Origin of the sequence: Paenibacillus sp. HWE-109, assembly GCF_022163125.1 — a bacterium.
Classification (GTDB): domain Bacteria; phylum Bacillota; class Bacilli; order Paenibacillales; family NBRC-103111; genus Paenibacillus_E.
Genome location: NZ_CP091881.1, coordinates 8,135,169 through 8,158,434 on the forward strand (window position 1 = coordinate 8,135,169; position 23,266 = coordinate 8,158,434).

Annotated in this window: 23 protein-coding genes; all 23 read left to right on the forward strand. The window is 47.3% G+C overall.

The genetic code is table 11. The features are described 5' to 3' along the window. Window positions 1-468 precede the first annotated feature (468 nt). Window positions 469-1,989: a TROVE domain-containing protein gene (locus tag LOZ80_RS35105; RefSeq protein WP_238168856.1), complete on the forward strand. Its 1,521-nt coding sequence runs from the start codon at window positions 469-471 to the stop codon at window positions 1,987-1,989. A 305-nt stretch (window positions 1,990-2,294) separates the two neighbouring features. Next, window positions 2,295-3,560 carry a class I SAM-dependent methyltransferase gene (locus LOZ80_RS35110; RefSeq protein WP_238168857.1) on the forward strand — a complete coding sequence of 422 codons (1,266 nt, stop codon included), beginning with the start codon at window positions 2,295-2,297 and terminating at the stop codon, window positions 3,558-3,560. 3 nt (window positions 3,561-3,563) lie between these two features. Continuing rightward, on the forward strand, window positions 3,564-6,149 hold the full coding sequence (locus LOZ80_RS35115; RefSeq protein ID WP_238168858.1) for a metallophosphoesterase: 2,586 nt from the start codon (window positions 3,564-3,566) through the stop codon (window positions 6,147-6,149). 53 nt (window positions 6,150-6,202) lie between these two features. Continuing rightward, entirely contained in the window at window positions 6,203-6,586 is a 384-nt protein-coding gene (locus LOZ80_RS35120; protein ID WP_238168859.1) for an iron chaperone, read from the forward strand. A 140-nt stretch (window positions 6,587-6,726) separates the two neighbouring features. Beyond that, window positions 6,727-7,626: an ATP-grasp domain-containing protein gene (locus tag LOZ80_RS35125; protein ID WP_238168860.1), complete on the forward strand. Its 900-nt coding sequence runs from the start codon at window positions 6,727-6,729 to the stop codon at window positions 7,624-7,626. A gap of 82 nt (window positions 7,627-7,708) precedes the next feature. Then, window positions 7,709-8,629 (forward strand): DUF7638 domain-containing protein, encoded by a 921-nt coding sequence (locus LOZ80_RS35130; RefSeq protein ID WP_238168861.1) that lies wholly within the window; start codon window positions 7,709-7,711, stop codon window positions 8,627-8,629. A 109-nt stretch (window positions 8,630-8,738) separates the two neighbouring features. Then, entirely contained in the window at window positions 8,739-10,334 is a 1,596-nt protein-coding gene (locus tag LOZ80_RS35135; protein ID WP_238168862.1) for a limonene hydroxylase, read from the forward strand. A 652-nt stretch (window positions 10,335-10,986) separates the two neighbouring features. Further along, window positions 10,987-11,643 carry an ethanolamine utilization microcompartment protein EutL gene (eutL, locus tag LOZ80_RS35140; RefSeq protein ID WP_283214722.1) on the forward strand — a complete coding sequence of 219 codons (657 nt, stop codon included), beginning with the start codon at window positions 10,987-10,989 and terminating at the stop codon, window positions 11,641-11,643. Between the two features lie 19 nt (window positions 11,644-11,662). After that, window positions 11,663-12,148, forward strand: a complete 486-nt coding sequence (locus LOZ80_RS39245; RefSeq protein WP_283214723.1) for a BMC domain-containing protein — start codon at window positions 11,663-11,665, stop codon at window positions 12,146-12,148. Further along, window positions 12,145-13,632 (forward strand): acetaldehyde dehydrogenase (acetylating), encoded by a 1,488-nt coding sequence (locus LOZ80_RS35150; protein ID WP_238168863.1) that lies wholly within the window; start codon window positions 12,145-12,147, stop codon window positions 13,630-13,632. The genes LOZ80_RS39245 and LOZ80_RS35150 overlap by 4 nt, the downstream gene beginning before the upstream one ends. An 18-nt stretch (window positions 13,633-13,650) precedes the next feature. After that, window positions 13,651-13,938: an ethanolamine utilization microcompartment protein EutM gene (gene eutM / locus LOZ80_RS35155; RefSeq protein WP_189015910.1), complete on the forward strand. Its 288-nt coding sequence runs from the start codon at window positions 13,651-13,653 to the stop codon at window positions 13,936-13,938. 8 nt (window positions 13,939-13,946) lie between these two features. After that, the gene (gene pduL, locus LOZ80_RS35160; protein WP_238168864.1) at window positions 13,947-14,711 is read left to right on the forward strand and encodes a phosphate propanoyltransferase; all 765 of its coding nucleotides are present in this window, start codon (window positions 13,947-13,949) and stop codon (window positions 14,709-14,711) included. Between the two features lie 6 nt (window positions 14,712-14,717). After that, a complete protein-coding gene (locus LOZ80_RS35165; RefSeq protein WP_238168865.1) occupies window positions 14,718-15,518 on the forward strand; it encodes a hypothetical protein in 801 nt (266 codons plus the stop codon). A 6-nt stretch (window positions 15,519-15,524) separates the two neighbouring features. Next, window positions 15,525-15,833, forward strand: a complete 309-nt coding sequence (locus tag LOZ80_RS35170) for a EutN/CcmL family microcompartment protein (protein ID WP_238168866.1) — start codon at window positions 15,525-15,527, stop codon at window positions 15,831-15,833. Next, window positions 15,809-16,150: a BMC domain-containing protein gene (locus LOZ80_RS35175; RefSeq protein WP_238168867.1), complete on the forward strand. Its 342-nt coding sequence runs from the start codon at window positions 15,809-15,811 to the stop codon at window positions 16,148-16,150. The genes LOZ80_RS35170 and LOZ80_RS35175 overlap by 25 nt, the downstream gene beginning before the upstream one ends. A 4-nt stretch (window positions 16,151-16,154) precedes the next feature. Continuing rightward, window positions 16,155-16,604, forward strand: a complete 450-nt coding sequence (locus tag LOZ80_RS35180; RefSeq protein WP_238168868.1) for a EutP/PduV family microcompartment system protein — start codon at window positions 16,155-16,157, stop codon at window positions 16,602-16,604. Window positions 16,605-16,612: 8 nt separating this feature from the next. Further along, a complete protein-coding gene (locus tag LOZ80_RS35185; protein ID WP_238168869.1) occupies window positions 16,613-18,094 on the forward strand; it encodes an ethanolamine ammonia-lyase reactivating factor EutA in 1,482 nt (493 codons plus the stop codon). Next, window positions 18,091-19,452: an ethanolamine ammonia-lyase subunit EutB gene (locus LOZ80_RS35190; RefSeq protein WP_238168870.1), complete on the forward strand. Its 1,362-nt coding sequence runs from the start codon at window positions 18,091-18,093 to the stop codon at window positions 19,450-19,452. The genes LOZ80_RS35185 and LOZ80_RS35190 overlap by 4 nt, the downstream gene beginning before the upstream one ends. Window positions 19,453-19,476: 24 nt before the next feature. Continuing rightward, window positions 19,477-20,331 carry an ethanolamine ammonia-lyase subunit EutC gene (eutC, locus tag LOZ80_RS35195; RefSeq protein WP_238168871.1) on the forward strand — a complete coding sequence of 285 codons (855 nt, stop codon included), beginning with the start codon at window positions 19,477-19,479 and terminating at the stop codon, window positions 20,329-20,331. A gap of 94 nt (window positions 20,332-20,425) precedes the next feature. Continuing rightward, window positions 20,426-20,554 (forward strand): hypothetical protein, encoded by a 129-nt coding sequence (locus LOZ80_RS39250; protein ID WP_268240172.1) that lies wholly within the window; start codon window positions 20,426-20,428, stop codon window positions 20,552-20,554. Window positions 20,555-20,605: 51 nt separating this feature from the next. Continuing rightward, window positions 20,606-22,132, forward strand: a complete 1,527-nt coding sequence (locus LOZ80_RS35200) for an amino acid permease (RefSeq protein WP_238168872.1) — start codon at window positions 20,606-20,608, stop codon at window positions 22,130-22,132. 77 nt (window positions 22,133-22,209) lie between these two features. After that, window positions 22,210-22,962, forward strand: coding sequence for a YwmB family TATA-box binding protein (locus LOZ80_RS35205; RefSeq protein WP_238168873.1), 753 nt, complete (start codon window positions 22,210-22,212; stop codon window positions 22,960-22,962). Between the two features lie 39 nt (window positions 22,963-23,001). Then, entirely contained in the window at window positions 23,002-23,256 is a 255-nt protein-coding gene (locus LOZ80_RS35210) for a hypothetical protein (protein WP_238168874.1), read from the forward strand. The last annotated feature ends 10 nt before the right edge of the window (window positions 23,257-23,266 follow it).

Consider the following 23,266-nt stretch of genomic DNA (forward strand, 5'->3'; position numbering starts at 1 on the left):
TGTATGGACCGGCCTGAGGCCCTGGTAGTGCTGGGAGTGAAGGTTCATGTACCGCTCCATTGTTGAAGATAGATGCTAACTGGGAGGCTAGATTAGAGTGATTATGTTTACATTGGATTCCAATATTCTCCACCTCGCCATACTTTCACCATGTTCATCGTGATCCCAATGAGCGAAGATGGGTTCAGAAGGCAGGGACGTTCACACGTTATCTAGCCAAATTATCGAGGCGTATGGAAGGGTTACTTCGACTTCTAATCGGCATGTACCTTTCCGAAACCATTTCCTCGATGATCTACAACAGATCCTTCCTGTCATTAACCAACTAGTGAGGCGCTGGGATGGGTTACTCCGCACTCAAGCGACCATGGTTTCACCCGGGCTTTATGGCAGGTTCGACTCCTGCAGCCAACTTATCCCGCTTTTTCCTCACTAGTGTCTTTACAAACAAGAAGGAGGTCGTTATGTATGAGCTTCGCTAAAAAGCTTTTTAAATCCTTGAAATCAAATATATTTAACATGGATAATTACCCAGCGTATACGCGTTCGGTTGAAGAACAATATCTGCAAACGCTCCTAACCAATACCATGCAGAACACCTTCTATGCCGATCAAAAAGCGCTGTTGCACGATGCAGCTGAACTTCACCATGAAATGGCAGCCTCCAATCCACAGTTCATGGCCAAAGCGCTCGTGTTCGCGAGGAATGAAGGGTTTATGAGACTCCAGCCTTTGTTTGGACTCGCTGTTCTATCTGCATATCGTCCGGATTTGTTTGCCAAAGTTTTTATGCAGGTTGTGCGTATTCCTTCTGATTTGTCCGATTTCTTAACAATTCTAAAGGGGTTGGGGCGTGGCGAAGGCGGCCGTGCAATTAAGAGACAAGTGAACCAATTCCTTGCAGGTGTTTCGGAGTATTGGGCAATGAAATATAACGGTCGTGGACGCAGTTATAGCTTAGGTGATGCCATTGCTACGGCCCATCCTAAGCCGATGGATCTTAGGCAGCAAGCACTTTTCCGCTATTTGCGCGGACAAGAAGCCAATCTTGCCTTGTTGCCGCAGGTCGAAGCATTAGAGTACTTGAAGAAAGCTGAAACGGAAGAAGAACAGTTGGCATGGATTGAGAAGGGGAAGCTTTCCTACGAAACGGTTACTGGGGCTATCAAGCCTTCGAAAGCGGTTTGGTGCGCCCTTCTGTACCAAATGCCAACGTTCGCCATATTGCGTCATTTGAATACGCTAGTGCGTTCCGGTGTATTGGAGGATAAACAGCATCTTGATTATATAAACAGCAGACTAACAGATCAGAAAGCTTTAAGGAAGGCCAAAATCTTGCCTTTTCGCTTCGCAACCGCTTTTCAGCAAGTAGAGCATCCAGTGCTTAGGGATACCCTAAGGGAATCCGTCGACCTGACGTTCGATAACTTGCCGGAAATCGGCGAGATGACGGCTATTTTCCTGGACATATCGGGTTCCATGCAGGGCAAGTATTTGGAAATTGGTTCGGTTTTTGCCTTAGCTTTGTACAAAAAGACACAAGGGAACTCTTTGTTCTGGTTGTTCAATACGGAGGTAACGGATGCGAAGCCTTCCCGCCGGGACAGCATTCTCGGTCAAGCAGAGCAGATTCGTGCTTATGGCGGAACAGATACGGGGGCTCCGATTCGGAAGCTGATTGAGCAGCAGACAAAGGTTGACCAAATCATTATCATCACGGATGAGCAACAGAACAGTGGAAGTGCGTTTTATAAGCAGTTGAAGCTCTATCGGACCCAAATTAATCGCGACGCCAAGGCGTTCATTATCGATATTGCCCCTTATCGTCATGCGATGACTCCTGTCCATGATGAGCTAACGCATTACATCTATGGGTGGAGCGATACCGTACTTACTTATATTGCTCAGGCGATTCGAGGCTATGGGGCGCTGAAGGAGCGGATTGACTCACTGGATTTGGATCAGGGTGAGGCAGGAACGAAGTTGTAAATTCTAGTTGACAACAACTGGTAAAAGGCTTTAGTATGAGCAGTATTAAATCCCAGAGAAAAGGAGTCGATGAAGATGAAATCCAATTTATTAGTTAGTTTACATCAGGAACAGAGTAACCAATTCAACCAACAAAAAAATAATGGACGAATTCTCATCGGTTCACTGGGTTTCTGTTAACGGTATCAGGGATAGCTTTTACAAGCTAGTTCTGGACGTTGTATGGAATAATCGGTCATGGACGCTTGAGTCCATGGCCTTTTTTTGTGCATAGGATGCCAAGAATTTGGAGGGAGATATAAGAAATGGCAATTGTTCAGGTGACATCCACTAATCCTAAGTTTTCTTTTATGATCAAGAAAAATCCACAGTCCGGCCTCATGCTCAAGTCAGTCCGCAAAGGAATGTCGTATGGCTGGTATACCAACGAGGCTACGTTTAACGTTTATTTCAAAGATGCAGATAATGATATTTCTTATAAGCAGCATGAGAAAGATAACTTTGAATATCTCAATGTCTCCCGCTACAACACTCCGCTTTTTCCTTTAAATGCGATCAATGAGTACTTTTCTACCCCATTGAAAGTACATAACGAGCAAGACATCGGAGGGTATGAGCATTCATTTTTCATTAATATGATTCATATTGAACTGGTGCGCTATGTTGCATTTTTTGAGAAGCATCTGAAGGATTTTACATTTGAACTGACGCATCAAGCTCACAAAAGCTATTCCCTTAAAATTTCGACACGTACAAGTCTTTATCAACTGCTTCATGTGGTTAGTGTGCTGTGTTTATTTCTATCCATGTTCGGGAATGAGTTTATTGATATTTCGGACAGCATTCTCGACAAATATATCAAAAGCATCAACGTTATAGATGCGCCGTTCTATATTCGCAGCTTATTCGTGAGAAACTTCCTGCCATCCAAAGATCGTTTCAAGAAGTATAAAAATGATCTGGAAAAAACAAGCCGCTACGACATCAAATTTGATTTTGGCGGAACGGGACTTCAACGGAGAAACTTTATTGCGAGAGCATTGCCTTTTAATAAAGCAATTCTGGATGTTGGTTGTGGAGAAGGGTACTATGCCATTCCTTATGCTTCGAAAATCGAAGATTGTTATTATGCCATTGATATTAACGAGGAATTGTTGGAAGTCATCAACCGCAAAGCGAAGCAAAAAGAAATAGATAATATTATTGCATTTCGCTCAATCGATCATTTTCTTGAGCAGTATAATGGAGAACTGGTCGATGTGATATTAACCGAGGTTATTGAGCATATGAGCCAAGATGAGGCCAAAGAGCTTATTGAACATATTTGTAGACAGGTAGCTTTTGAACAATTTATTATTACAACCCCGAATGCTGACTTCAATCCTTTCTATGAACTAACGGGATTTAGGCACGATGATCATAAGTGGGAAATGAGTCAGGATGAGTTCAGGCAGTGGTTCAACCAGGTGGCTATCGGAGATGACATGGAAGTGGAGTTCGTAGCCATCGGAGATGGGGTTAATCAGATTCAGACTACACAAGGCGTTATTCTTAGAAAAAAGGAGGGCTAGGACGTGCAGATTAGGACTAAAATCCATACGATTTTTATGATGATTGGATCGACAGAATGTGGGAAAACGACCTTCGCCAAGGAAGTTCTTATTCCTAAGCTTCAATTCGAAGATTCAGCGAAAAACTATAAAACGAACGTACAATACCTATCCTCTGACAGTATTCGGCAGGATGTACTCGGTTATGAGTACGACAAATATGATCAAGTGATGCTGGAGGCCAGTGAACAGGCTTTTCATCTGTTGTTCGAGAGATTAAGAATGGTCACCACCTTTCCCATTAATGCGGAATTCGTTGTTGTGGACACGACCGGCTTGGCAGATGACTTTCGAGAGAAAGTACGTGAAATTGCTCATCAGAACAACTATAACCTGGAAGTCATCTTATTCGACTATCGCAAACGGGAAGATTATTATGCATCCGAGCGTTCCAAAAAGCTCATTACCCACCATATTAATCGTTTGCGAAGAGAGGTTCTAGGTTCTCTATCAAGGGAAGGCTATGCCAAAATCCATAAGGTGAGAAGCAAAGATTTTTATTCGCAGGTGGAACGCATTCCTAACCCTGATTATCAAGTCATTGTCGAGGATCAGGCAGCCTATTTAGCTGCAATACTACCTCAAGACGCCAAGTATATAACGGTTGGCGACGTTCATGAATGTATAGGTGAGCTTAAAGGCCTTTTGCTAGATTATGGCTTCCAAATAGCCAATAACCAGCTCGTCGCAACGGATAAGGTGAAAAATACGAAGATCATTCTGGCCGGAGATTGGATAGATAAAGGCAAGCATACCAAAGAAATCATTGAATTTCTTTATGCCAATCAAGATTCGTTTATCTTGGTTATCGGGAATCATGAGAACTTCGTATATAAGTTCCTGCGTGGGGAAATCAGCGGCGTTCAACAAGAGATGCTGCATTCGTATTTTGATTCTACACAGGTGCTTCTAGAAGATGAGGAGCTGCAAGGGAAATTCGACCATTTGATTGCCAGATCACAACCATTCTATAGGTTTATTGGCCTTCATGGTCCATCTTATTACATCACACATGCTCCATGTAGAAATAAATATATAGGCAAAATGGATATTAACTCGCTTCGACAACAGCGAAGCTTCCGTATCGACCGAGAAACGTCGTATGAGAATCAACTTAGTTTCCTGAAGGAAGAAGCGGTGAGGAACCATCCGTATCACCTATTCGGGCATATCGCTGCTAAGAACGCAGTTCGCATTAAAAATAAAATTCATCTTGACACTGGATGCGTTCATGGCAACGCGTTAACCTCGGTCAGCATCACATTCAAGCCTTTTATGAAAGCTTACAAATCGCCACAGGTCATTGTAACAGAAGAACTTAAGACAATGTTCATGGAAGAACGAAAAGTGGCAGTTCAAGAGCTAGAAGATGAGGAAATTCGCAGATTGCACTATGCTTCCCGACATAAAGTGAATTTCATTTCAGGGACCATGTCCCCTGCGGACAAGGACGAAACGGTGTGTGAGCTTGAGTCTTTGAAACGTGGTTTAGCTTATTTTACCGAGCAGTCTGTTAAGCAAGTTGTTTTACAACCTAAATATATGGGATCCCGCTGCAACATTTATTTGCATGAGAATATTGAGCAGTGTTTTGCGGTAAGTCGTAACGGTTATCAAATAAAACAAATAGATATGACGGACATTTACCAGAAGCTGCTGCTTAAATTCAGTGGATATATGGAGCTTAATCAAGTTCAGATGCTTATTTTGGATGGAGAACTTCTTCCGTGGAAAGCACTTGGCGATGGGCTCATTCAAAGGCAGTTTAAGCCAATCGAGAAAGCTTTGGAGAGTGAACTTGCATTTTTGCAGGAGAATGGCTTTGAAGAAGCATTTGGCAAGTTGACTCATGAATATAGGAACAGTGACTTCGAAAGAGAGCAATTCAACATGTCTAAGACCGTATTAAATGACAAGTATGGCTCTCACTTGTATCAAAATTATAAGTATTTGCATGAAATTAGCGAGACCTATGTCCCACTGGATGAGCACGTGAAAGCCTATCAAACGTATAAACGGCAGCTGGACATCTACGCGGAGGACGGGGAGCTTGATTACAAACCATTTGCCTTGTTAAAAGTGGTTTATCAGAGTGGCGAAGAGCTGCTGCCTGAATGGAAAACTTCAGAGATGTACAGTTTCCTATCCGACGATGAATTCCTTTTGCTGGATTTGGCTGATCCCGATAGCCTACAGAAGGCAGAACAATATTTCTCGAAGCTGACTGTAGACAACTACATGGAGGGCGTCGTTATCAAGCCTGAGGCCTCAGAATCTGGGGCTGCCCCGCACATGAAAGTTCGGAATGCTGATTACCTTTCCATTATTTATGGCTACGACTACAAGTTTCCCCATAAGTACCAAAAGCTAATGAAGCAAAAGACAATTAAACAAAAGCTGCGAACTTCCCTGAATGAACATCGGTTGGGAAAGAAAATGCTGCAAGTTAAGTTCAGTGATATCGTGCCAGAGAATGAGTCCTATCAGGAAGTTGTTGCGAACTTGTTGTTTGAAGTGGCTAAGGAGAGGGAGATTGATCCTAGGTTGTAGGTTCTTGAAATGGTATATTAAAGTTACTAGATCGACCTGCGAAAGGAGAAAATATGGAAGGGAACAAGACGTCATACGAATCAATCGATGCCTATATCGCGACATTTCCTGCTGATGTTCAGGAGGTCCTTGCAGAGTTAAGGCAATTTATCAAAGAATGGGTGCCGGAAGCAAAAGAGAAAATTAGCTATCAGATGCCTACTTTTGATCTGCATGGCAATCTGGTACATTTTGCGGCTTATAAAAATCACATCGGATTCTATCCCGCGGCGAGCGGAATCGAGGCTTTTAAAGATGAATTAGCCGCTTACAAAGGGGCTAAGGGATCTGTGCAATTTCCGCTTGGCAAGCCGTTGCCTTATGAATTAATAGGCAGGATTGTTGCTTTTAGGGTGGCTGAGAATATCGAACGGGCGAAACGTAAATCGAAGAAATAGGGCGTAGTTCATAGGGGCCAACTCCAGTTTAGGGGTTGGTCATTTTTTATATCGTTTGGGTATAATTAAACTCTCTTTACAGCTCTTATTCCAAAATGTGGTAGGATTGTGAAGTGATTATAAATGTGAGGTGCAGGGAAATGAGAATCTTGTTTTGTTCCGATCCATTGAATCAGAAATGGGTCGATTCTGATTATGAGATTGAATATAGAAAAGCGATTGAGCTGGGTATAAAAGTGGAGCTTCTTTCATTAGAGGATTTACTTGAAGGGAATTGTTCGAAAGCAATTAAGCGGATTCCAAGTCCAGACAATCAGGAAACTGTTATTTATCGAGGCTGGATGATGAAGCCAGATAATTACGAGCAGTTGTATAGAGCCTTGGAGGTTAGGAATCTTATCTTAATCAATACTCCTGAGGAATATGTGCATTGTCACTATTTTCCTAATTCATATGAAGTGATACGAGCTGCAACACCATTAAGTATCTGGAAAGATATTCACTTCCTGAATAATAAATTGGATAACATTCATGAGGAATTACATATATTTGGTAACCGACCAATTCTGATCAAGGATTATGTAAAGTCAAGAAAACATGAATGGGAAGATGCTTGTTTTATACCAGACGCTTCTGATCGTAATCATGTGAGATACGTGGTTAATAATTTGATTGAGCGACAGGGAACAGAACTTAATGGAGGGGTTGTTTTCCGTGAATATGTAGAACTAGAACACTTAATCAAGCATCCTGTAAGCGGAATGCCTCTATCTAACGAGTATAGGTTATTTTTCCTGAACCATGAACTATTGACGATTGCTGAATATTGGGACGAAGCATCCTATCAGCTAGAGAGGCCTAACTTGGAGCCCTTTATCAATTTGGCTAAAGGTATTAAGAGTCATTTCTTTTCAATGGATATTGCTAAGACAGTTAGTGGTGAGTGGATTGTGATTGAAACAGGGGACGGTCAGGTTTCTGGATTGCCTAGTCATACGAATATTGGTGAATTTTATGGATTTATGAAAGGGCACATGTAGGCTATTTGTGAGCGCAGATCGTGAAATGCTTTTACACTTTAAGGTGCTTAAAGATTTTATTAGAACAGAGGCGGTGGCAATTATGCAGAAGATCAGTCGCAAAAAAACAGTCGAAGGAACCAGGGTTCCGGGTATCATCAAAAACTCGCAATACTTCTATGTGAATGTTGATGTATACGAAGATGGAATGGTTAATTGCTGGGAGCTGGTTGATTTAGACGGGTTAGAAGAAAAAATAAAACGCAATTGGTTGATCCCCCAAGTACCCGATGGAGAAATTATTTCAATTCATGGGCTAGGTGCGTTCAAAGTGAAGTCTGCAAATTGGAAATATGACAAAAAAAGTTACTTTAAGTATATAAAAACTATAATTAAACTGCTTAATCCCAAGCTAAATAACCTATACACGATCTCTAGAGAAGAAAAGGAGTTAATGCAACAGAGGCGTGTAGGCTATTCACCACAAGCCAAGGAATTCTATGTAAAGAGAGAGTTATTTTACGAAACAACTGAGGGGGACGGGTTCACAATCTTTTTAAGATATAATCAGAGATGTTATTTAGCTAATCTAGTTATATATATGGATGGGAGTGTGGTTTGTTATACTTCCGAGTTTGAGTTGAACTACAGGTTAGAAGAAATTGAAAAATTATTTGAAGATGGCACCTTATTTACAAATATTGAAGTTCCTACAGTTATACACTTTGAAAATTTTGGTGAAGTTACTTTTTCTGAATCAACATATTCGGCAAAGCCCATGGAGAAGTTTAAGGAACTGATGGATATGTATCACAAATTAAATGGTCAAGAAACGACCTTAGAATCATGTAGAAAGATGTACTTTGAATATCTCGAATATCCGGATGAAGATGCCAGAACCAAGCTGAAAGAATTATATGAATCAATACCTGAGCATGAACGGATTTATCTTGGTGACATGGATAGCAGGGATTCAGACTATGTTAGAATCATTTATCATCCTGAACAGAAGAGAGAAGTCTAGTTACTTTAAATTTCCTCATTCGTTATACTTCCACCATGTTCACCATCCACCCAATCAGCGAGAATGGATCTAGTAGACCAACATCAATAAAAGGAATAGGTGATCATGGATGGTAATTTTCTTCAATAAAGCAATGCGCGCACCTTGGGAGGGCGAAACCTCTATATATGCCTATATTCAAAAACAAATTCAGGATGAGGGGAGATTAATCAACACATCTTTGCCTGATGATGAAGAGTATTGGGCTGGAAGTAAAATGCGCTGGGTGGCTGGTGGTATGGATGGTGCGATGGGTCATCATGCTGCGCGTGGCAACCTGACGGATGAGTTACGGGAGTTGGTTCATCAACTAGCAAAGCAGTCCAGAAAGCCAAGACGTTCCTTGCGAAAAGCAATCTACAGAAAGCTCATTAAAGCGGATATTGGCGGTAAAATAGATGCAGTGTTAGAAGAACTGCGCAAGCATCCGGGTGTTAATCCTGAACATTTATTATCAGAGGGAAAATGGTTGGCTGAAAACGGATCCCATCGCAACGTGGTTAAATTTGGGATTGCCTTATTGGGGCTATTTCATAATGAACACGTAAAAGAGCTGCTTCTTACGCTAGGTAAACATGAAGAATTCACATTATATGCTACAGTTGCGATTCAGAATGGGATGGAGGATGAGAATAACGTTCTCTTTGAATTAGTTAAGGATGTTAGCGGTTGGGGGAAAATACATATCGTCGAAAGGCTAGAGCCGAGTACTCCTGAGATTAAACAGTGGCTGCTGCGTAAAGGTTGTCAGAACAGTGTAATGAACGAATATCTGGCTTGTATTTGCGCACGAAATGGAGAATTGCACGCTGCACTTTCGTCGGAGCAAGTAGATAGCGAATTATTTGAAGGAGCTACAGATATCATACAGGCGTTGTTAAACGGAGGCCCTGCTGAGGATATCGATGATTACGAGCATGCACCACAAGCCATTTCTAACTATTTGAGATTATCATATATGATGTGCAATGCCTTAAAACCATTATCGGTGATTTTGGAGATACGTGACTTATTAAGTCACACAGACGAAATGTGGGAGAAACGGACGTCCATGGGATGGACGGAGAAATTGCGAATGGAGATTCTAGCGGCTTCTCAAAGAATTATCACATTATCAAAATGGGAGAGCCTTGTTATTGATGCCATTAATTCAACTGATCGTGTAGACCGCTATTATGGTGTTGTTTGCGCTAAAAAGCTAGGCATTGATAGTTGGGATGCACTCTACACCCAGTTGCTTACGAACCCACTACAAGAGTCACTTTATTACGATCTCATGAAAACAGACGATCTGCAGCGTATAAAGAAACTGGTTCAATTGGCTGAAGATCATTTGCCGCTGCAAGAAATCTCTACAGGTCCCAAGGATGAATTGGGATTAGGCCAAGATTATGTTCCTCATCGTTGTCTTCTAGGCATTCTTCAAAGTTTAGATGAATACGAAGGGATGGGTAAAGGACTACTTGCGGTAGGGCTGAACAGTCCAGTGACGAATAACCGAAATATGGCGCTCAAAGCATTGGAGGCTTGGGAGGCTTCTTCTTGGGGCAATGAACTTGTTATAGCGTTGAATCAATTGGCTGAAATCGAACCGAATGAGTCTGTGAGGGAGCGGGTTCTGCGACTTAAGGAAGTAAAGTATTCGTTATTTACACGGGAGGAATAAGCATGGACAGGGAGATTGCATCGGTTGCATGCTAATAAACAAGATGTGCAAATCTACGATTATATCGATATTCAGGTGCCGCTCCTTATGAGTATGTATAGGAAGAGGGTAAAGGGGTATCGTGCTATGGGCTACAGTGTTATGGAATTGTAGATATGACAGAACGGGAGCTAGCATTAACTTCAAATACAGTAGGAGCCTCACCATCCATCTGTTATTCTAATGAACTGGATGATGCTTATAGACGAGGAAATGGCTACTTTAAAAACCTAATGAACTGAATCGGCGTTATCGAGCAATTTCTAGGCAGAATGGTGGTTGTTTGCTTCGAATAACGTATCTGGAATTCATTAGATTTTCAAAATGCACCATTTTGATCAAATAAAGGGTATTGAGTTCGTAAAAAGGGGGGCTTGTCCTCAAGGTTCATCGACCTTGGGGCAGCTCCCTTATTTCAATTGAAATCATATACCCTTCTTCGGCAGGTTTAATTGCCCCTAAATCTTCCAACCTCAGCATATTCCTTGTCCAACCCACATATCCATAAACAAAAGCATACAGATGGCAAAGGTGCCTCAGGTCCAAGAACGACGAACTGTTCTGTGCGCCTAGGCACCTTTTTGAATTCATTCACGGTGAAGAGGTGAAAGGAGTGAACCAACATCCGATTCGAGCGATCCCGCTCGCCATGAGGATTATCTCTAACGTTGATGCAGATCTAGCGCATCAGCTGGATCTGAAGCCGGGCATACGCTGCCTCGGCTTGCTGACTTCCAGCATCGATGATGTGGGCTACACAGCAATCGATGAAGCGACCAAGCAGGCAGCGGTCGAAGTGGTGTATGCCCGTTCGTTTTATGCCGGGTCCGGGCATGCTTCTGGGCCTCTGTCCGGCGAATTCATTGGCATCCTCGGCGGGGCATCGCCATCTGAAGTGAGAAGCGGGCTGGACGCCGCCAGGCAGGTGATGGAGACGGGAGCTTGCTTCTACGCTCTCAACCAAGAAGGCACCCACGCCTATTATGCGCATGTGGTGTCCCGAACAGGCTCCTATCTCTCTTCGCTGGCGGAAATCGGGGAAGGCGAACCGCTTGCCTATCTCATTGCTCCGCCACTTGAAGCTGTGTACGGACTGGATGCAGCCCTGAAAGCGGCCGATGTGCGAATGTGCAAGTTCTATGGTCCTCCGACGGAGACGAACTTCGCGGGCGGACTACTGACAGGCAGTCAATCCGCCTGTGCCGCCGCAGCAGCGGCGTTCGCGGACGCCGTCACAAGCATTGCCCGAGATCCTAAGAAAATAGGCTGAAGAGAAGCGGGTGTTCCCTATGAATGAGAAGTTGATGTCGCTAGGTATGATCGAGACCCACGGTTTGCCTGCCTTAATTGCAGCGGCAGATGCTGCAGCAAAAACGGCGGATGTCCGAGTAACCGCGTATGAGCAAGTGGATGCAGGCATCGTGACCATCTATATTTGGGGCGATGTGGCAGCGGTCAAAGCGGCGGTAGACGCAGGGGCAGATGAGGCGCGGAGAGTGGGGAAGCTGCTAGCCACACACGTTATTCCGCGGCCTGATCCTTCCGTATACGAGATGATTCGGGATATACCCGCTAGGGTATCCTCATCTCAAACTCCTGCGCCCGACAAGCCTGCGCCTAGCTGGAGCAAAATGAGCGTCGTTCAGCTCAGAGAACTAGCCCAGCAAACCCCGCTGTTCCCGATTGCCGGGCGGGATATCCAATTGGTTAGCAAAGCCGAATTGCTGAGGCTTTTCAAGGAATTGGATATTGAAGGGGGAGGTCCCGTGACATGAGGCTCGATAGTGATTTGCAAGCGATCCAGGAGGTTCGCGATTGCCTCCAAGAGGCGAAGGCGGCGCAGATTCAGCTGGAGGCAATGACGCAAGCTCAGATTAACGCCATCGTAGCCGCTATGGCCGAGGCTGCGGAGTCAGAGGCGGAACGGCTTGGCGCAATGGCCGTGGAAGAGACAGGCTTTGGCAAAGCTGCCGATAAGAAGACCAAAAACCTATTCGTTGCCCAAGATGTTTATGCAGCAATCAAGGATATGCAGACGGTGGGAATCATTAGTAAGGATGATGTGAACAAGGTGTGGGAAATCGCTCAGCCCGTCGGAATTGTAGCTGCGATTATTCCCTCGACGAATCCGACCTCAACAGTTATTTTCAAATGTTTGATTTCACTCAAAGCAAGGAATGCCATCGTGATCAGCCCGCATCCCTCGGCGCTGCGATGTTCACAGGAATCAGCGGCGATTATGCGCGCTGCAGCGGAGAAAGCGGGAGCCCCGCCTGGGCTGATTCACTGTCTAACCCGTCCTTCCGTCGAGGCGAGCGGAGAATTGATGAGGCATAAGTTGACGGATCTCATTCTGGCGACGGGCGGGACGGCCATGGTGAAAGCGGCTTACAGCTCAGGCAAGCCAGCCTATGGTGTCGGACCCGGGAATGTGCCGGTGTACATCCACCAAAGCGCGAAGATCAGCCAAGCGGTGAGGCAGATATTGCAAAGTAAGACGTTCGACTACGGGACGATCTGCGCTTCTGAGCAAGCGCTTGTCGTCGATCAAGCAGTCAAAGATGAGCTGGTCGCCGAATTGAGGCGGCAAGGGGCTTACTTTCTGAACGAGGACGAGAAAGCGAAGGTCAGCTCGATTCTCACCATGGGCAAAGGGATGAACCCGAATGTCGTGGGCCGCTCTCCGCAAGTGATTGCGGGTATGGCTGGCATAACCATTCCAGCGGAAGCAAAGGTAATGATTGCGGAAGAGTCGGAGGTCGGGCTGGCGCATCCTTTTTCCATGGAGAAGCTCAGCCCCGTACTTGCTCTGTACACGGTTAGCGATTGGCGAGAAGGCTGCCTCCGCTGCATGGAGCTTCTGGAGCTTGGCGGACTTGGACATACGCTCGGTATTCATGGCGAGGACATGGCGGTCATTGAGGCGTTCGGGTTGGAGAAGCCAGCTTCGCGCATTGTGGTGAATACAGGAACAACGTTCGGAGGCATCGGGGCAACGACAGGCATCTGGCCGTCGATGACGCTCGGTTGCGGTTCTTTTGGAGGCAATATTACGTCGGACAACATTGGTCCGCAGCATTTGCTGAATAGGAAGCGTGTAGCTTTTGGTATCAGAGAAATGCCGTTGAAGTCCCCGGCAGACGAAGTGACAGCAAGGGTTATGGAAAGCTTGGACACCTTGAGTCCGCTGGGCATTACGCGTGAAGACGTTGAGCAAATCATCAAGAATGTACTTTCCGACATGCAGGTAAATACATAACCCGAGGAGGACATGCAAATGGCAGGAGAAATGGCAGCTCTAGGTATGGTGGAAACGAAGGGTTTGGTAGGTTCTATTGAAGCAGCGGATGCGATGGTGAAGGCCGCCAATGTGAGATTGGTCGGGAAGGTTCATGTTGGCGGAGGCTTGGTTACTGTCATGGTACGTGGGGATGTTGGTGCTGTCAAAGCGGCCACGGATGCCGGTGCAGCAGCTGCGGAGAAGGTGGGAGAGCTGGTATCTGTCCACGTCATCCCGCGTCCGCACTCCGACATTGAGTTCATTCTTCCTAAGCTTGAAGGATAAATACGTCTATGGCGCTTATTACGGAAACGCATCTGCGTACGCAGCTGGTGAAAGGTATTCCCAATCCATATTTGCTAAAAGAGGGGGATAGGCTGACGCCGGCGGCCGCTGATTTTCTAAAAGATCGGGGCATCGCACTGAGGTCTGCCCAGTCGTCGAATCCACGAATTCTACCGGGTATTCCTGTTGGCGTGTCCAATCGGCATGTTCACTTGTCAGCCGAGCATGTTCAGGCGTTGTTCGGCGCTGGTTATACACTAACACCGCTTCGCGAGCTTACCCAGCAGGGGCAGTTCGCTGCTCGCGAAACCGTCGCTTTGCTTGGTCCCAAAAGCATCATCCAACAGGTACGGATTCTAGGTCCCTCACGCGGGGCGTCCCAAGTGGAAATTTCACGCACAGATGGCTATGCGCTGGGCATTCATCCACCGGTCCGACTATCCGGCGATATCCAGGGGACGCCTGGCATTACACTTGTGGGGGCAAGTGGTGTGGTTGTTTTGCAGCAGGGGCTGATCATAGCCAAGAATCATGTGCATATGTCCCCGGATGACGCCCGCCTCTTCGAGGTCAACCAAGGCGATCGGCTCATTGTGCAAACGGCTGGGGAGCGGCCGCTTATTTTTACGGAGACAGTCGTACGGGTAAGCGCCCAGTATTCGCTGGATTTCCATATCGACATCGATGAAGCGAATGCGGCCCATTTGAACTCAGGCGACCAGGTTCAAGTTATTGGCAGAAACGGTGAAATCATGAGTACCGAAAGGAGGTAACTCTTGGTGGAGATTAAGATGATGGTCGAGTCTATTGTCCGTGAGCTTCTGAATGCAGCAAACAGACAGGAGATTAAGCAGCCTAAGGTGCTGTACATTTTCGATGACAGTACGGCTCATGAGGCTTTTACGGATCATTTTATATGGTTAACGAATCACGACATTCATCATGATATTTTATTTCTGGATGGCGAAGCATCGTCTTGGCTAGGGAAACATCAGGTAGAATGCAGCGGTCGCGGCAAAATCATTGCCTCCGACGAGTTCGCCCCGTCGCCTCTGGAGGTGCCGCAAGATTATGAGGGCATTGTGATTCCGGAAATTGATCTAGATAATGCGGCACGCGCTGCTCTGGGCATGAAAGGGACGATTATTTCAGAGATTATTTTCTCCACCTTGGTCCAACATAAATTTGTTTTGATCGGTGATGATATTTCGGGTCTAAAACGGGCTGACCGCCGAACGCTTAAGACGCTAGCGCTGCCTAAGCCTTATATAAACCTTTTTGATTATTACAAAATGGAACTGCAAATGTACGGCGTAGAATTTGGTCCGTTGAAGAAGTTGGCGGAGATGGCAGTGAATAAAGTTCGCTCCGCTCCTGCACGGACAGAAGCAATTATTCAAGTGGCAGACGGGGCTATCGTCTATCAAGGAAGGCTTGTCTCTGCGGATTGGGTGACGCGGGAAATCAAGAAGAAACCTTTTCGCACCTTGCAAGTTGGCCGAAAAACGATTATTTCTGCTCTCGCCAAAGACATGCTCCAAGAGAAAGGGATTACGATCGACTATACGGCTGAAGGGTGAGGTCCTATGTTTTTAGGGAAGGTAATCGGCAGTGTATGGGCTACGCAAAAAGAAGTGGGCATGGATAATCTCAAATTATTAGTGATCCAGCCTATGGATTTCCAAGACAGTGAAGCGGGCACGCCGATCATTGCCGCAGACCGCATTGGAGCCGGCGTCGGCGAGAACGTGATCGTATCCAGAGGCAGTCCGGCGCGAACCTTGTTCACGGATAAAAAAGTGCCGATCGATGCGATGATCGTAGGCATTGTAGATAGCTATGAGGTCGCACAAGAAACCGAGGGGAACGCATGGAAGAGCAGAAACAGCGAGTAATTCAAGAATATGTGCCTGGCAAACAACTGACACTGGCTCATGTGATTGCCAATCCAGACCCCGTTCTGTATACGAAACTTGGCATCGAAGAGCGGAATGCGATCGGTATTCTAACGCTTACCCCTACCGAAACGGCCATTATTGCCGCAGATATTGCGACCAAAGCAGCCAATGTGGGCATCGGTTATTTGGATCGGTTTACGGGTTCGCTCGTGCTTACCGGAGAAGTGGCTGCGGTGGAGATGGCGATGGAGGCTGTGAACGATTTCTTGCAGGGAAAGCTGAAATTCGCGACTGCGCCGATTACGAGGTCTTGAAGCTATGAGAAAAGTTATGATTATCGGCGCAGTGGGCGCAGGCAAATCAACCTTAATGAAGGCTTTGTTCGGGGAATCCGATCCGGCCATCAAAACCCAAAGCCTGGTCTATCGGGACTGGATCATCGACACACCAGGCGAATACAGCGAGAATCCGCTGTATTACCGTTCCCTCATGGCGACCTCTCACGAGACAGCAGCGGTACTCTTCGTACAAGATGCTGCGCGGGACAGGAACTTTTTCCCTCCTGGATTTGAGCAGGGATTTCCTGTTCGCACGATGGGTGCGGTGACCAAAATCGATCACCCTAAGGCTGACATCGACCGCGCGATCTTGCTGCTGAGACAGTCGCTGCCAGAAGGGGAAATCTTCCTGACATCGGCTGCATCGATGGAAGGCATTGCGAAGCTGAAGGAACGGCTTATGGCGATCATGCATCAACGGGATAGGTGAACAAGCACATGCAGAATGAATGGATCACAAGCGTTGGCCTTGATATCGGAACGAGCACGACGAAGATGGTTGTAAGTCGTTTGAAACTAGTGCGCTCATCCGGCGCGCTCAGCCTGCCGCGATTCGAGATCGCGGAGCGGGAGTTGCTGCACGCAAGCCCGATTTATACGACACCGCTGAAGAGCCGGGACGAGATCAATGCTGAGCGCATCTGGGAAATCGTGGCCCGGGAGTACGAGCAGGCCGGCATTCGCCCGGCTGATTTGAAGTCAGGCGCCGTGATTATTACCGGCGAAACGGCGAACAAAACAAACGCGAGGCAAATCCTGCATCTCCTCGCCGAGCGCTCGGGCGACTTCGTGGTCGCAACGGCAGGGGCCGATCTGGAAGGGCTGCTTGCGGGCAAAGGGGCTGGGGCGGAGCGCCGCTCTCGGCAGATTCGCGGGGCGGTCGCGAGTATTGATATTGGCGGCGGCACCGCGAATGCCGCTATTTTCCTAAGGGGCAAGCTCGTTGGCACCGTAACCTTTCATGTTGGCGGCAGGCTTATCCAGATAGACGCAACAGGCACTGTACTGGATGTATCGCTATCCATCCGTCCATGGTTGAAGGCGAGCGGATACGATGTGGAGGCTGGCGATACGGTTACCTTTACGCACCTTCAAGAGATCTGCCTGGGTATGTGCCGCAGTCTGATGGATTATTTGAGCGGGCTTACGACGCCTGCCCAGGATGCGCCGCTTCGCTCCTTGCTCAACGGCGATCCTCTTGCAGTGATCCCCCCCATTGAAGAATGGATGGTATCCGGAGGCATCGGTCTGCTGATGGAAGGGAAGGCTCCGGTTCGTATATCTGAAACCGCGATACATCAAGATATCGGCCCCTTGCTTGCGCATACCTGGAAGATGTGCTCAGCGCAGTATCCAATCCGCCTTGTACAAGCGGATCAGACGGTCAGAGCGACGGTCATCGGCGCTGGCATGCAGAGCACAGAAATCAGCGGCGCGACGGTGCATCTGGATGCATCGCTGCTGCCGATACGCAATCTGCCCGTGCTTAAGCTTGAACTCACGCCGCAGATGCTTGAGCAGACGGGGCTGCTGGCAGCTAGCATGGATGCCGTCATGAGAAGCGGCGCAAGCCTCTTTGACCAAGCGCAATCGCCGCCGTTCGGGCTGGCTTTGTCTGGTCTGAACAACCTTACCTATCCTTCGCTTCAGTTCTTGGCAGAGCAGCTGCATGTAAGTTTTGTTAACCATTTTCCGAGCAGCACGGTTTTGGTCGTTATTTGCGAAACAGATATCGCGAAGGCACTTGGTCAGTCCTTGAGCAGACGGTGCGGGCAGCGCCCGAAAGTGATCTGTATTGATCAAATCCGTGTGGCGTACGGGGATTATATCGATTTGGGTGAGCCGATCTCCGGGATCATGATTCCGGTCGTGGTGAAGACGCTGGCTTTCCATAACAGAGCGGAGGGGATAAGCCCGTGAACCTGAAGACTACGCTGCTGGGTACAACCTTTCAATTTCGACATTTAACCGAAGTCATGGCGAAGGCCAATGAGGAGAAATCAGGCGATCAACTGGCCGGCATTGCTGCACAGGATGCGAAGGAGCGGGTTGCCGCCAAGCTCGTTCTGGCTGATTTGACGCTCGCTGACATTCGCAATCATCCGCTGCTGCCGCCGGAGATCGATGAAGTGTCGCGTGTGATCGAGGAAGGGCTGAACGAGAAGATTTATACGGAGGTTCGCAATTGGACGGTGGCGGAGCTGCGGGAGTATCTGCTGCGGCAAGAAACAGGGAATGATGAGATTCGCAGGCTTTCCCGCGGTTTAACCAGTGAAATGGTTGCCGCTGCAGCCAAGTTAATGAGCAATCTGGATCTTGTGCAAGCTGCCGCCAAAATGGAGGTCACCTCGCATTGCAACATTACGATTGGTCAAAAGGGCGTGCTGTCCGGCAGGGCTCAACCCAATCATCCTACGGATAATATTCAGGGAATCAAAGCCGCTTTGTATGAAGCATTAAGCTATGGCATCGGTGATGCGGTCATTGGCATTAACCCAGTCATCGATTCGGCGGATAGCGTGAAAAATATTTTGCTGGCCACTAAGGAAGTGATGGAAAAGTGGCAAATTCCGACGCAGAATTGTGTCCTGGCTCATATCAAAACTCAGATGCGGGCTATTCGCCAAGGCGCTCCAGCCGATATGGTGTTTCAAAGTTTGGCTGGCACGGAAGAGGGGAACAAAGCCTTCGGCATCGATATTGCTCTGCTGGATGAAGCAGATGCGCTGATTGCCAGGGATGGTACGGGGACAGGGCCGAATCTATGGTATTTTGAAACGGGCCAAGGCTCTGAACTGTCCGCCGAAGCGCATTACGGTATCGATCAGGTAACATTGGAGTCCCGCTGTTATGGGCTGGCTCGCACATATAAGCCGTTTATCGTCAATACGGTCGTTGGTTTTATTGGACCTGAGTATTTGTATGACAGCAAGCAGGTTATTCGGGCCGGGTTGGAGGACCATTTCATGGGCAAGCTGCAGCAGCTGCCGATGGGGGTGGACGTTTGCTATACGAACCATATGAAGGCGGATCAGAATGATATGGATAATTTGGCGGTGCTGCTATCGGCTGCCGGCGTTAACTATTTGATTGGGGTAGCAATGGCAGACGACTGCATGCTCAATTACCAATCGACGAGTTATCACGATATCGCGACGCTAAGGGAATTGATGAGGCTGCGTCCAGCCCCGGCTTTTGAGCAATGGCTGGTCAAAATGGGCATTATGGAAAATGGTCGATTAACGCCCTTGGCGGGTGATCCGACCCTTTTTATGTAGCACCTGCACGAGGGAGGAACCTTCATGTACAATGCAGTCCCGCTGGACCAGCTTGTGGATAGAGTGATGGCTGAGCTTGCGAAGAAGTTGGCCTTGTCCAAAGCTGCGGATACCGCAGTCCCTTCGGCAGAACCAAACCTGGGCTTGGATACTATTGTCTCTCCAATTCCCAATCCCAAATGGGCGGAAGGGATGAACGAACTGCTTGCAAGCACCCCTGCAAGAATAGGGGTATGGCGTGTCGGAACAAGAGCGCTCACCAAAGAGGTGCTTAAATTTCGCCGTGATCATGCCGCAGCCGTGGATTCCATCTATGGGGAGGCAAGTGCGACACTTTTGGAGCAATTCGGTTTATTTACGGTGGAAACGCGCTACGAGAATACAGAAAACTATTTGAAACGCCCCGATATGGGGCGGGTCGTTACGGATGAAGGCATCGCTGCAATCCAGGCCAGATGCAAGTTCAAGCCGCAGGTGCAGATTGTGGTATCGGATGGTTTAAGCGCCAATGCGGTGGATGCCAATCTGCGTGATGTCTATCCGGCGCTGCTCGATTCCCTTGCTTCTTACGGGTTATCCACAGGTACTCCTTTTTTCGTGCGCGGAGGCAGGGTAGCTGTCATGGATCATATTGGCGATATTGTGCAGCCAGACGTACTTGTATTGTTGATCGGGGAAAGACCAGGACTCGTTTCGTCACAATCACTTAGCGCTTATATGTGCTACAAACCGCGCAAAGGCACGGTAGAGAGCGACCGCACAGTCATTTCCAACATTCATCGTGGAGGAACGCCTCCGCTTGAAGGCGGCGCGCACATTGGCACGATCGTGAAGAAAATGCTGGAACAGCAAACCAGCGGCATCCATCTAGACATCTAGCGGAACTTTCAACAGAACTGATACAGCCAAGCGAGAATGCGCTTCTTTCAGAAGCTTTTCTATAAGGATTGTCCGAAAAGGAGGTGGAGGCGGAATGGGACTGACAATTGGCATTGTCATCGTAGTGATCACGTGTTTGTTTGCTTTATGGATTGTCCGAATCGCAAATAAAAGCATACGCGAATTCGACGAGAGCAAGCACGAAAGTTTCCTGGGGAAATAAGCCTTGAACCTTGTTTGTAGAATCGTAGTTATCTGATGAGGAGGATTCCACATGAGTACACCTTCCAATCATCATGAAAAAGACAAAAGTGATTTAAACAAGTTCGGCTATGCCCAAGAGCTGCTCCGCAGCATGGGGGGATTTTCCAACTTTGCGATTTCATTCTCGATCATTTCCATTCTGACAGGCGCTGTATCGCTGTATGGACACGGATTAACCTATGGCGGCGCAGGAATGATGGGCTTCGGCTGGCCAATCGTTGCCCTGTTTGTCATGTTTGTTGCAGCCGTCATGGCTGAGCTGGCATCCGCCATTCCGACAGCAGGCGCGCTCTACCATTGGGCGTCTATCCTCAAAAACAAACGCTGGGGCTGGTACACCGCATGGATCAACCTCATTGGACAAATCGGCATCGTGGCCGGTATTGATTACTCCGTAGCCCTCTTCGCCGATCCGCTCATTGCGAGCGTGTTCGGTTATGATTCCAGCAATACAACGGTATTGATTTGTTTCACAATCATTCTGCTGACGCACGGCATACTGAATCATATTGGGATCCGGATCGTTTCGAGGCTGAACGACTTCTCCGCCTGGTACCATATCGCTGTGGTGGCAGTGCTCGTTCTGTCATTGGCCTTCTTCACCAAAGGCAACCTGAATCCTGTTGCTTATTTGTTCAAAGTGGGCGAAACATTCTCCGATAAACCTTACATGTTTGCTTTTTTAATCGGGCTTTTGCAAGCGCAGTGGACCTTTACGGGATATGACGCCTCCGCGCATACCATTGAAGAGACGATCAATCCGCGTGTTCGCGCGCCTTGGGGTATTTTCACATCCGTTGCCTACTCGTTCGTCATTGGCTTCATCATGCTGGCATTTGTCACCTTGTCCATCAAGGATGCCGGTGCTGCGGCTGGTTCTAGCAACGCCTTCATCTATGTTATCAGCCAAGCGCTAGGCGGGACATTCGGCTCGGTCATTCTATGGCTGGTCACAGCGGCGATGTGGTTCTGCGGCCTGGCTTCCATCACTTCTTTTTCCCGCATGATGTACGCCTTCTCCCGGGACAAAGGCATGCCGCTCAGCCATCAATGGGCGCAGATCTCCAAGAAATACCGCACACCAGCCAAGGCGATTTGGTTGGCGATTATCCTCTCCTTCCTGCTTGCTTTCATCGACTATATCATCAAACTAGTTAACCCGGATGCGACTTACACGACCATTGCTTTCCTGACGGCAGTTAGTGTTGTCGGCTTATATGTGGCTTATGGCATTCCGATTTATCTCAAGCTGCGGGCCAAGGCAGAGGGAAGATTTCAAGACAAGCATCTAGGGCCGTGGAATCTCGGGAAATACAGCACAGTCATCTCTGTTGTGGCCTTGGTGTGGATTATTTTCATCTGTGTTGTCATGGTGATTCCTCCCAATCAAATGGCTGGATATGCCGTAGCCGGTATGTTGATTCTTCTCATTATCATGGATTTGACGTATTACAAGAAGCACTTTCCAGGGCCGCAGGCGGCGCTGAATACTTCGATGGACGAAATTTTACGCCGGGAAAAAGAGTTGGAACATTAATCCTCTGTTTAACATTTACTAGATTTGGGCATCCTTTTACTAGAGTCGAAGATTCTAGTGAAGAGGTGCCTTTTTATATGCAGAAAATATGGTTGATTTCATTCCTATGCCTTTCAATTGCAGGTCTTATCTTTGGCTGGGTTCGTCAGGCCGATGCGCATGGTGAGCAAGAAACACTGCAGCTATTGAACACAGTCAGACCCTATATGACGAGCGAAAATCAAATTACTTTCAAATATACAGGCTATTACGGAGCATGCGGGGGATTAGACCAGAAGATGCTGGAAGTCGGCAAGGAGCTATCTCAGAAGCTGGGCCTTCCTCAGACAGCGGTATTGCGTGAATCGAACGACCATCCCATTTATACCGCTGCCAAGGAGGTTGTCTCCGGGGCTGAAGCCACTTTAACGGTCGCAAGTCCGTCAGGACAAGCAGGCTGCTATACCGTATTGCGACTAGATGCTTCGCCACAAAGCGAACAGTCTGAACTCATCAAGTGGCAGGATCAAGCGGACGAGCAATTGAAGAAGCTGGGCATCCAAGGCCAGTGGAATGTCATGGTGCAGGGGTATGCAGTTGAACAAGCTTCAGCTGGACGAATGGATTCCGATGCGTTGGTAAACCGTATGGTTCGGGCATTCAAAGGCAATATCGTGGAGCGCTATGAGGATCAGAAAACGGTGAGCATGTCCTTAGCGTCGGAGGAGTTCCAAACTTCCATTCAAAGCGGAAACAACAAGGTGAACCTGCAAATTGCTCTTCATCAAGAATCAACGTCGGGCTTATGGCGCTTAACCGTAGGCACTCCAATCATAACGATGGAATACTAGTCCATTTCATAGAATTATATAAATCGAAGGGGTGCGAATATGAATACTGTAACCAAGCCATTCATTCCTGGCATTATTGCTGAAGCTATTGAGAACCTGCGAAGCGATGGTTGGGTCGATGACGATTTCTTTAACTTTGCGCAGTATGATGAAGAGCGTCCTGAGGCTAGGCTCTTATTTCACTTCTTTCGCAACAATCGCGCAATGTTTGCAGCGGCTATTGTGAATAGCTACATGGTTCTTGAGGATGGCAACCAGCAGGAAATTAATCATGCCTATCGAAATCATCTATAGATTCCAGCCA